We start from the raw sequence: 9,841 nt of genomic DNA, 5'->3' as shown, positions 1-9,841 counted from the left end.
GGCGACGATCGCATTTGATTTTGTAGGAGCCAGCTTGCTGGCGAACCCTGCAAACGCAGGTCGCGAATCACCTTTTCCAGGGTTCGCCAGCAAGCTAGCTCCTACGAAAAGCAGCCCCCTCTCCCGATTGCGGGAGAGGGTTGGGGTGAGGGGCCTTTGATCTGCTTTTGATCTTGATCTGCCCGCCCCTTGAGCGCAGGCTGAGTGGAGTCGCCGTGGAAGGGGTTGAGCGGCAGGAGCCGCGAAAGGCAAAGACGGGCCATGGATGGCCGCGTTTTGCCGGCCCCTGGAGCGGCGAAGTAGCGAGGGAAGTTTTCACGCAGTGAAAACCCAAGGTGGGGGCGAGATTTTTTGGTTTCTTTTTTATGGTGCGGCATTCCGACGACTGGAAAAAGAAACTCGCGCGTAAGACGCGAAACAAAACGCTCAGCAAAACACGGTAAAACAGAACTCCGTACGCCCAACAGCCAACAGCACCGTGCATACCATCTAACCCGCCCCTTCAACGTTTGCTTGAGTCCCTCCGCCATCGCTCCAGGGCCCGCTAGCTCACAAGCCAGATCAAGATCAAAAGATCGAGGCTGAAGCCTCTCCTACAGCGTACGGGTTGTTGTAGGAGAGGCTTCAGCCTCGATTCCTGGAAAAGGTATTGGTCCGCTTAGCCAGGAGTGAGGGGCTTTTGATTTGCCGCGTGTGTTCAGAAAGTCCCGCTGCTCAACACAACCACCACGCCACACTCCACCAACTCAACCATCGCCCCCGCCGTGTCTCCGGTGGTGCCACCCAAGCGGGCGATCATGCGCTGCCGTAGCCAGGCAAATACCACTAACCCAACCACCATCAGCACCACTGCTGCCCAGCCGAACAGCAGCATCGCCACCGCATGCAGCCCGAGCACCAATGGCAAGTACTCGCGCGGCAGGTGTTCGGCCAGTGCCTGGCCCAGCCCGCCAGCGCGTACATAGGGGGTGGTCATAAAAAGCAGCGGCAACAGCCCCCGCGCCAACCACGGCGCCAACAGCAGTACGCTGGCGTGCTGTTGTTCGATCAGCGCTACCAGCGCTGCAAACTTCAGCAGCAAAACGATTACCAGCGTCACCACAGCAATCGGCCCGCTGCGTGGGTCTTTCATGATGGTCAGGGTGCGCTCGCGGTCGCCAAAACCGCCCAGCCAGGCATCGGCGCTATCGGCCAAGCCGTCCAGGTGCAATGCCCCACTCAGCGCCACCCAAGCCGCCAGTAGCAGCGCGGCATGCAGCAGTAATGGCGTGCCGCTCAACAGTGCATCCAGGCCGTACAGCAACACGCCGATCAGTAAACCCACCAGCGGGTACCACAGCAGCGACCGCCCCAGCTCTTGTGGGCTGGGCATACCGGGCAGGCGCACGGGCAGGCTGGTGAGAAATTGCACGGCGATCAGCAGTGGGATCATTCGGCCTCCTGCAACACGCAAGGCGCCTGCACGGTCAGGTGGTGCAGGCTGGCGTGGGCGACGTCCACTTGCAGCAGCTGTTCGCGGGGCAAGCCACGGGCCTGGGCGAGCAAGAAGCGCATGACCCCGCCATGGCTGATAAGCAGCACGCGCTTGCCGTTGTGGTCGGCCACCAGCCGCTCAATGGCGCCGAGTACCCGTTGGGCAAAGGCTTGCACGGGTTCGCCGTCGGGCGGGGTAAACGCGTAGGGGTCGTTCCAGAATTGACCGAGCTCGGCTTCCTGATCGGCCATCAGGGCCAGGGCGGTCTGCCCTTCCCAGGCGCCGAAGTGCAGTTCGCGCACGTCGGGTTCGAACACCAACGGCGTGCGCCGCTCGGCGGCCAGCTCGTGGGCAAACGCGGCGCAGCGTTTGAGCGGTGAGCTGATGATCAAATCCCAGGGGCCTGCACCTTCTACCGCCGCCTGCATCTGTGCCCAGCCCTGTTCGGTCAGCGCGTCGTCGATGCTGCCGCGAAAACCGCCGGCCAGTTCGGTGGCGCCGTGACGTAGCAGGCTGAGTTGCACACTCATTGGTCGCGGTCTGCCACGGCGGCCTCGGCAAAGGTGGCCATCTCGCTGTGCAGCCGGCAGGCCATTTGCAGCAGGGGTACCGCCAGCGCCGCCCCACTGCCCTCGCCCAGGCGCAGGCCCAGTTGCAGCAGCGGTTTGGCTTGCAGGGCTTCCAACACGGCGTGGTGGCCGGGCTCGGCGCCTTGGTGGCCGAACAGCAGCCATGGGCGGCAATCGGCATTCAGGCGCACGGCGAGCAACGCCGCGACGGTGCAGATAAAGCCATCCACCAGCACGGTTATGCCTTCCTGCGCGCAGGCCACATAGGCGCCCACCAACGCGGCAATTTCAAAACCGCCGAGGTGTTGCAACACGGCCAGTGGGTTTTGCGCGTGGGCCCTATGCAGTTTCAACGCGGCTTCAATCACGGCGGTTTTGTGCGCCACGCCGGCAGCGTTCAGGCCGGTACCGGGGCCCACTATCAACGTCACCGGGCATTCCAGCAGGGCCGCCGCCAGGGCACTGGCCGAGGTGGTATTGCCAATGCCCATTTCGCCGCCGATATACAGCTGCGCGCCGCCGGCCTTGGCCCGCCGAACGCTGTCGCGCCCGGCTTCCAGGGCGATATACAGCTGGGTCTGGGTCATCGCCGGTCCCTGGGCGAAGTTGAAGGTGCCGGCGCCCAGGTTCAAGTGGCGCACATTGGGCAGCGGCTCCAGCGGCGTGGCAGTGCCCAGGTCGATGACTTCCAGCGCGGCATCCAGGTGGCGGGCCAATACGCTGATGGCTGCTCCGCCGCCGACGAAATTGCGCAGCATCTGCCCGGTGACTTCCTGCGGATACGCCGACACGCCCTCGGCGACCACGCCGTGGTCGCCGGCAAAGATGGCGATCCACAGTTTGTCCAGCAGCGGGCGCTCGCGGCCTTGCATGGCGGCCAGTTCGATGGCCATCTCTTCCAGCACGGCCAGCGAGCCGGCGGGTTTGGTCAGCACCTGTTGGCGCGCGGCCGCTTTGCTTCTGGCCACGGCATCCAGTGGCTGGCACGGTGCAGCCCACCAAGACAAACTCATAACGGCGCTCCTTTGAGAATCATGGGTAAGCCCGCCACGGTGAAAATCACCCGCTGGCAGCGTTCGGCCAGGGCCTGGTGCAGCCAGCCGGCTTCATCGACATAACGCCGCGTCAGCTCACCCAGCGGCACCACGCCCAGGCCGGTTTCATTGCTCACCAGCAGCAAGCGGCCGGGCAGGTGTTCCAGGCTGGCCAGGAGTGCGTCGCGCTCGGCGGCCAGGCGTTCGGGGTTGTCGAGCATCAGCAAGTTGGTCAGCCACAGGGTCAGGCAGTCCACCAATAGGCAATGTTCGGGGCCGGCGTGGGCCTGCAGCACCTCGGCCAGGCGCACGGGTTCTTCCACCAGGCCCCAGTGCGCCGGGCGGCGTTCGCGGTGCTGCACAATGCGCGCGCTCATCTCGCCATCGCGGGCCTCGGAGGTGGCGATATAGGTCACCGGCCAACCGCTTTCGGTGGCCAGGCGTTCAGCGAGGCGGCTTTTGCCGGAACGGGCGCCGCCGAGGATCAGGTCATGCATGGTGGGTTTCACTCAGGTCTGCGCACGTCGACATATTCTGGGTCCCAGCCTGCGCTGGGACGACGGTGAACGCTATAAAATCGCCGGCATGCCGAATCGTCGGACCGCAGCGAAGGCTGGGATGCAGAATTTTGCCGGAATACGGGGGCCCTCATAACCCACACAGCCCGCGCAATTTCGCCGTATCCAAATGCTGCTCTACCAAATCCGCCAACCGTTCCAGATCGCGTTCGCGAAGGGCGTGGTAGTCCACCTGCTGCACGTCCTGCAACCCGGCCCAGCGCAGCAACGCGCTACAGGCCTCGGGGCTTTCGAACAGGCCATGCAGGTAGGTGCCGAGTATCTGCCCGTCAGCGCTTTGCACGCCGTCGCAACGGCCATCGTCCAATTGCACGGCCGGCCGTTCCAGGGCCGGGCCGCTGCTCACGCCGGCATGAATTTCATAACCGCTAATGGGCGCATCTTCCAGTCGCAAGCGGCCTTGCACGTTACGCAGTTGCTTGTGTTCGGCCAGCACCGTCTCGAATTCCAGCAACCCCAAACCGGAGCTGGAACCGGCCGCACCTTCGAGCCCCAGCGGGTCGTGCAGTCGGTTGCCGAGCATTTGCAGGCCCCCGCAAATGCCGAGCACCTTGCCGCCGTAGCGCAGGTGTTTTTGCACGGCGGTTTCCCAGCCGTGTTTACGCAGCGCGGCGAGGTCGCCCCGGGTGCTTTTCGAGCCAGGCAGAATGATCAGGTCGGCCGCTGGAATGGCCTGGCCGGGGGCAACGAAGTGCAGGTCCACCTGCGGGTGCAGCCGCAGCGGATCGAAGTCGGTGTGGTTGCTGATGCGCGGCAGCACCGGCACCACCACCTTGAGCACCTGCTCGGCCTTGGTGATCTGGCGGGTGTCGATAGCGTCTTCAGCTTCCAGGTGCAAATCGGTGAGGTAGGGCAACACGCCGAGCACCGGTTTGCCGGTGCGTTGTTCCAGCCAATCGAGGCCCGGTTGCAGCAGGCTCAGGGCACCGCGAAAGCGGTTGATGACAAAGCCTTGGACCCGCGCCTGTTCGCTTTCGGAAAGCAGCTCCAGCGTGCCCACCAGGTGCGCGAACACGCCGCCGCGGTCGATATCGGCTATCAGAATCACCGGGCAATCCACCGCTTCGGCAAAGCCCATATTGGCAATGTCGCCGGCCCGCAGGTTGATCTCGGCGGGCGAACCGGCGCCCTCCACCATCACCACCTGATAGGCCTCACTCAGGCGTTGGTGCGAGGCCAACACGGCCTGCATGGCGACCTTTTTATAGTTGTGGTACTGCGCCGCTTCCATGCTGGTGACGGCGCGGCCATGGATGATGACCTGGGCGCCCGTATCGCTATTGGGTTTGAGCAGCACGGGGTTCATATCGGTATGGGCAGCCAGTCCGCAGGCTTGGGCCTGCACCGCCTGGGCGCGGCCGATCTCGCCGCCGTCGACGGTGACGGCGCTGTTGAGCGCCATATTTTGTGGCTTGAACGGCGCCACCGAAACGCCCTGGCGGTGCAGCCAGCGGCACAGCGCGGCCACCAGGGTGCTTTTGCCGGCATCGGAGGTGGTGCCCTGCACCATTAACGTTGTAGCGCCCTGCGCCAGCAAGGTTGTAGCGCCTTGCACCAACAGACTGCTCATTGCACAAACTCCATGGCCCAGGCTTGCAATACCCAGGCTAAGCGCTGCCACTGGGCCTCATTGGCCGGCAGCCCAACCCGCACACTGCTGTGCGCGGGAAACAGGCGCAGCAGAATGCCTTGGCGGGCGAAAAAATCGTGCAGCGCGGCGGCGTGCTCGCCTTGCCACCATTGGAACAGGCCGCAGCCACCCGTAGGCTGCAGGCCATGGGCAGCCATTAACGCAGCCAGGCGTTGGCTGGCCGCAAGCGCGCGCTCGCGTTGCTGCTGTTGCGCGGTGAGATCGGCAAAACAGTGCGCGGCCACCGTGCGGGTGGGGCCATTGATGGTCCAGGGACCCAGGCGTTCAGCCAGCGCTTGCAGCAGGGAGTCCACCGCCAATACGCACCCCAGACGCGCCCCAGCCAAGCCGAAAAACTTGCCGAAGGAGCGCAGCACAATCAGCCCGTCCCGCGGGGTTGCAGCGGCCAGGCTGTGTTCCGGGGTGATGTCGATAAAGGCTTCATCCACCAGCAGCCAGCCGCCCCGTGCAACCAGTTGAGAATGCCAGGCCAACAACTGCTCGCGGCTGCACAGGCGGCCGGTGGGATTGTTGGGGTTGACCACCACCAGCACATCCAGATTCGCCAGGTGTGCCTGGACCTCGGCATCGGCGATTTCCATTACGTCGTGGCCGGCCTGCCGCCAGGCGTGGGCATGCTCGCCATAGCACGGCGACAGCACCCCGACCCGGCTGTGGGCGCGCAAACGCGGCAGCATCTGAATGGCCGCTTGCGAGCCGGCCACCGCCAGCAATTGAGTTACGCCGTAATAAGCACAAGCCGCCGCGTGCAGCCCATCGCCGCTTTCCGGCAACCGCGCCCAGGCGCTTACCGGAATGGCTGGCACGGCAAACGGCCAGGGGGCGATGCCGGTGGACAGGTCCAGCCATTTGCTGACGGCAATGCCGTACTCGCGCGCGGCCTCCTGCAAGCGCCCACCATGCTCCAGGCCGCCTTCGATTGGCTTAGGCAAACAGGCGCCCTCCCAGCAGCAAAATCAGCAGCCACAACAGCACCCCGCGACGCACCAGGCGCACCGAGCGCTCGATGCTGTCGGCATCGGCCGGCGCACCTTCGCCCAATGGCGGGCGGTCACGCAGGGCGCCGTGGTACATGGCTGGGCGGCCCAAGGCCACACCCAAGGCGCCGGCGCCTGCGGCCATTACCGGCCCGGCATTCGGGCTGTACCAGGTAAAGCCCTGGCGCCACCAGCAACGCAGGGCCAGACGCGTGTCGCCGAGCACGGCGTAGGTCAGCGCCACCAGGCGGGCGGGAATCAGGTTCAGCACATCGTCAATACGGGCCGCCGCCCAGCCAAAGCGTTCAAAACGTGGGTTGCGGTAGCCCCACATGGCATCCAGGGTGTTGCTCAGGCGGTAGAGCACCACGCCTGGCGCACCGAGCAGTACAAACCAGAACAGCGCAGCGAATACGGCATCGCTGCCGTTTTCCAGCACGGACTCGGTGGCGGCCAGGGCCACGCCCTCCTCGTCCAGCGCCGAGGTGTCGCGGCTGACGATATAGCCCACGCGCTCGCGGGCCTTGGCCAGGTCGCCGTCGCGCAGGGCTTGAATGATGGGTTGCGCATGTTCGGTCAGGCTTTGCATGCCGAGCGCCAGGTACAACGCGGCGATTTCCACCAGCCAACCGACATAGGGCAACAGGCTGAGGAACCAGGCCGCCAGGGTGAGCGGGAGCACCGCCAACACCCAGGCCGTGACGCCATGGCTGCGCCAACCGCGGCCAGTGTCATCTTCTGCGGCACTGTAAGGCCGGTTGAATCGCCGCTCCAGCGCGTTGGCCAGGCGGCCAAACCCCACCAGCGGGTGCCAGCGCCTGGGCTCGCCAAAGAGTGCGTCCATGGCCACGCCCGCCACGCTCAGCAAGGCGATGCTCATGGCTGCGCCTCCCAGGCATCGGTAAACAGCAGTTCGTGCAGTGGGCGCGGTGTGGCCCAGCCTTCCTGTTGCAACATCGGCGTCGGGTAAAACTCAGGCACCGGACCCAGGCACAACACCGCCACGGGTTTGGCGCCTGCCGGCAGGTGCAGCAAGTCGGCCAGCGCCTGCGGCTCGAACAGCGACACCCAGCCAACCCCCAGCCCTTCAGCGCGTGCGGCCAACCACAGGTTCTGGATGGCGCAACTCACTGAAGCCAGATCCATTTCCGGCAAGGTGCGGCGGCCGAAAACATGCGCCTCGCGTTGATCGCCAAGGGCGATCACCAGCAGCTCGGCGCACTCGCGCACGCCCTCCACTTTCAAGCGCATAAATTCGTCGGCGCGCTGGCCCAGAGCTTCGGCGGTCAGCACCCGCTCGGCTTCCACCAGGCCGTGGATGGCCTCGCGCAGGTCGGGGCGGGTAATGCGGATAAACCGCCAGGGCTGCATCAAACCGACGCTCGGCGCGTGGTGCGCCGCTTCGAGTAAACGCGCCAATACCTCGGGCGCTACCGTGCCGGCGCTGAAGTGGCGCATATCGCGGCGCTCGGCAATGGCGCGGTAGACGGCGGCGCGCTCGGCGTCGCTGTAGGCGTGTTCGTTCATGCCGGCTGGGCCGCTGCCGTTTCCAGGCTGGCGGTCGATGCGGGGGCCACGCCTGGCAGGAACAACGCTGCCGCCGCGTGCGGGTTGGACGGCATATACAGGTGGATATACGAAGCCGTCAGCCGTCCGATGCGGTACACCGCTTCGGCCGTGCGCTTGTAGGTCGGGCATACGCCACGGGCCAGCGGCGTCAACGTGCAGGCCAGTTCGGAGTAATGGTAGGTGTGGCCACGCAGACGGCCTTCGGGCAGCTCGATTTCCTGCAGCGCCAGGGCCTTGAGCTTTTTATGCATCTGCGCGCTGCCGGGCAGCAGGCCGAGCAGTTCGCCACGGGCACCGTCCTTGTCGGTCAGCGCATCGAGCAGGTACAGCATGCCGCCGCATTCGGCGTGAATCGGTTTGCCGGCTGTGTGGTGGGCGTGGATTGCCGCGCCCATGGCCTGGTTGGCCTGCAAGGGTTCCAGGTGCAACTCGGGGTAGCCGCCGGGCAGGTAAAGGCTGTCGACTTCCGGTAGTTGGCGGTCACGCAGCGGCGAAAACTCGATCAGCTCGGCGCCCAGTTCGCGCAGCAGGTCGAGGTTGGCCTGGTAAAGGAAGGCGAACGAGGTATCGCGGGCGACACCAATGCGAATGCCGGCGAGCAACGGCGGAATATGCCGCTCTTGCTCGGGCGCGGCGAAGCTGACCGGCGCCGGCAAGGTGGTATCGGCACTGGCCGCCAGGGCATCGGCGGCGGCGTCCAGGCGTGCGTCGAGGTCTTGCAGCTCTTCAGCTTGCACTAATCCCAAGTGACGACTGGGCAACTCAATGGCGGTGCTACGCGGCAATGCGCCGTACCATTTGATGCCGGCGGGCAGGCAATCGCGCAGGATTTCGCCGTGGCGAGCACTGCCGGTGCGGTTGGCGAGCACGCCGGAAAACGGCAGGTCGGCCTGATAGGTCGCCATGCCGTGGGCCATGGCGCCGAAAGTCTGGGCCATGCCGGAGCCGTCGATCAGCGCCAGTACCGGCACGCCAAAACGCCGGGCCAGGTCGGCGGCTGACGGTGTGCCGTCGAACAGCCCCATCACGCCCTCAATCAGAATCAAATCGGCATCGCCTGCGGCTTCCCAGAGCAGGCGGCGGCTTTCCGTGTCGCCGACCATCCACAAGTCCAGCTGATACACCGGCGCACCGCTGGCGCGGGCGAGAATCATCGGGTCGAGAAAGTCCGGGCCGCATTTGAATACGCGCACCTTCTTGCCTTGGCGCGTATGCAGGCGCGCCAGGGCGGCGGTGACGGTGGTTTTGCCCTGGCCGGAAGCCGGCGCGGCAATCAGCAGTGCCGGGCAGGCGTGGGACGTGCTGTCAGTCAAAACTCCACCCCGGCCTGGGCCTTCACACCGGATTTGAAGGCGTGCTTGACCATGCCCATTTCGGTGACGGTGTCGGCCGCCTCAATCAACGCCGGCGGCGCACCCCGGCCCGTGGCAACCACATGTTGCAGCTCCGGACGGCCGCCGATATCGGCGAGCACGCTGTCGAGGTCGAGGTAGTTGTGTTTGAGGGCAATGTTGAGCTCGTCGAGCACCACCAGGCCAATGCTCGGGTCGTTGAGCAGTTGCTTGGCCATGGCCCAGGCGGCCACGGCTTTGTCGATATCGCGCTGGCGGTCCTGGGTGTCCCAGGTGTAACCCTCGCCCATCACGTGGTAGCTGACTTCTTCGGGGAAGCGGCGGAAGAACTTCTCTTCGCCGGTGCTGGCGGCGCCTTTGATGAACTGCACCACGCCAACCTTCATGCCATGGCCGAGCGCGCGGGCCACCATGCCGAATGCCGAGCTGCTTTTGCCTTTGCCATTGCCGGTGTGCACCAGCAGCAGGCCGTATTCGTCCTGGGCTTGGGCGATCTTTTCATCGATCAGGGCTTTTTTGCGGGCCATGCGCGCTTTGTGGCGGGCGTCGCGCTCTGCGGATTCGCTCATTGCTACCTCAGCTCAGGTGTAACTGTGAGGCTAGCGGAAGATTAAAGACGCACGGGCGGCAGCAAGCC

The 9,841-nt window shown here is 65.1% G+C and carries 10 protein-coding genes; all 10 read right to left on the bottom strand.

Annotated features, from left to right (window positions below):
• Positions 1-697: 697 nt before the first annotated feature.
• The 10 genes from PKE98_RS14610 to cobO all read right to left on the bottom strand — a co-directional run bounded on the left by PKE98_RS14610 (position 698) and on the right by cobO (position 9,773).
• Positions 698-1,432 carry an adenosylcobinamide-GDP ribazoletransferase gene (locus tag PKE98_RS14610; protein ID WP_271196030.1) on the bottom strand — a complete coding sequence of 245 codons (735 nt, stop codon included), beginning with the start codon at positions 1,430-1,432 and terminating at the stop codon, positions 698-700.
• Positions 1,429-2,004, bottom strand: coding sequence for an alpha-ribazole phosphatase family protein (gene cobC, locus PKE98_RS14605; RefSeq protein WP_271196029.1), 576 nt, complete (start codon positions 2,002-2,004; stop codon positions 1,429-1,431). Before cobC ends, PKE98_RS14610 begins: the two co-directional genes overlap by 4 nt.
• Positions 2,001-3,056, bottom strand: coding sequence for a nicotinate-nucleotide--dimethylbenzimidazole phosphoribosyltransferase (cobT, locus tag PKE98_RS14600; protein ID WP_271196028.1), 1,056 nt, complete (start codon positions 3,054-3,056; stop codon positions 2,001-2,003). The genes cobC and cobT overlap by 4 nt, the downstream gene beginning before the upstream one ends.
• Positions 3,053-3,574, bottom strand: coding sequence for a bifunctional adenosylcobinamide kinase/adenosylcobinamide-phosphate guanylyltransferase (gene cobU / locus PKE98_RS14595; RefSeq protein ID WP_271196027.1), 522 nt, complete (start codon positions 3,572-3,574; stop codon positions 3,053-3,055). Before cobU ends, cobT begins: the two co-directional genes overlap by 4 nt.
• A 151-nt stretch (positions 3,575-3,725) precedes the next feature.
• A complete protein-coding gene (locus PKE98_RS14590) occupies positions 3,726-5,225 on the bottom strand; it encodes a cobyric acid synthase (RefSeq protein ID WP_271196026.1) in 1,500 nt (499 codons plus the stop codon).
• Complete coding sequence (gene cobD / locus PKE98_RS14585; protein ID WP_271196025.1) at positions 5,222-6,238, bottom strand: threonine-phosphate decarboxylase CobD; 1,017 nt, start codon at positions 6,236-6,238, stop codon at positions 5,222-5,224. The genes PKE98_RS14590 and cobD overlap by 4 nt, the downstream gene beginning before the upstream one ends.
• A complete protein-coding gene (gene cbiB, locus PKE98_RS14580; RefSeq protein WP_271196024.1) occupies positions 6,231-7,163 on the bottom strand; it encodes an adenosylcobinamide-phosphate synthase CbiB in 933 nt (310 codons plus the stop codon). The genes cobD and cbiB overlap by 8 nt, the downstream gene beginning before the upstream one ends.
• The gene (gene bluB, locus PKE98_RS14575; protein WP_271196023.1) at positions 7,160-7,810 is read right to left on the bottom strand and encodes a 5,6-dimethylbenzimidazole synthase; all 651 of its coding nucleotides are present in this window, start codon (positions 7,808-7,810) and stop codon (positions 7,160-7,162) included. Before bluB ends, cbiB begins: the two co-directional genes overlap by 4 nt.
• Positions 7,807-9,165 carry a cobyrinic acid a,c-diamide synthase CobB gene (locus PKE98_RS14570; RefSeq protein WP_271196022.1) on the bottom strand — a complete coding sequence of 453 codons (1,359 nt, stop codon included), beginning with the start codon at positions 9,163-9,165 and terminating at the stop codon, positions 7,807-7,809. Before PKE98_RS14570 ends, bluB begins: the two co-directional genes overlap by 4 nt.
• Positions 9,162-9,773: a cob(I)yrinic acid a,c-diamide adenosyltransferase gene (gene cobO, locus PKE98_RS14565; protein WP_271196021.1), complete on the bottom strand. Its 612-nt coding sequence runs from the start codon at positions 9,771-9,773 to the stop codon at positions 9,162-9,164. The genes PKE98_RS14570 and cobO overlap by 4 nt, the downstream gene beginning before the upstream one ends.
• Positions 9,774-9,841 lie beyond the last annotated feature (68 nt).

Source organism: Pseudomonas turukhanskensis (assembly GCF_027922365.1).
In the GTDB taxonomy this organism is placed as follows: Bacteria; Pseudomonadota; Gammaproteobacteria; order Pseudomonadales; family Pseudomonadaceae; genus Aquipseudomonas; species Aquipseudomonas turukhanskensis.
This window is presented reverse-complemented; position numbering and strand designations above follow the sequence as displayed.

Coding starts and splice junctions, on each gene's coding strand:
- cbiB (WP_271196024.1), bottom strand. CDS start 7,163: ATGAGCATCGCCTTGCTGAGCGTGGCGGGCGTGGCCATGGACGCACTC.
- cobT (WP_271196028.1), bottom strand. CDS start 3,056: ATGAGTTTGTCTTGGTGGGCTGCACCGTGCCAGCCACTGGATGCCGTG.
- PKE98_RS14590 (WP_271196026.1), bottom strand. CDS start 5,225: ATGAGCAGTCTGTTGGTGCAAGGCGCTACAACCTTGCTGGCGCAGGGC.
- cobU (WP_271196027.1), bottom strand. CDS start 3,574: ATGCATGACCTGATCCTCGGCGGCGCCCGTTCCGGCAAAAGCCGCCTC.
- bluB (WP_271196023.1), bottom strand. CDS start 7,810: ATGAACGAACACGCCTACAGCGACGCCGAGCGCGCCGCCGTCTACCGC.
- cobO (WP_271196021.1), bottom strand. CDS start 9,773: ATGAGCGAATCCGCAGAGCGCGACGCCCGCCACAAAGCGCGCATGGCC.
- cobC (WP_271196029.1), bottom strand. CDS start 2,004: ATGAGTGTGCAACTCAGCCTGCTACGTCACGGCGCCACCGAACTGGCC.
- PKE98_RS14610 (WP_271196030.1), bottom strand. CDS start 1,432: ATGATCCCACTGCTGATCGCCGTGCAATTTCTCACCAGCCTGCCCGTG.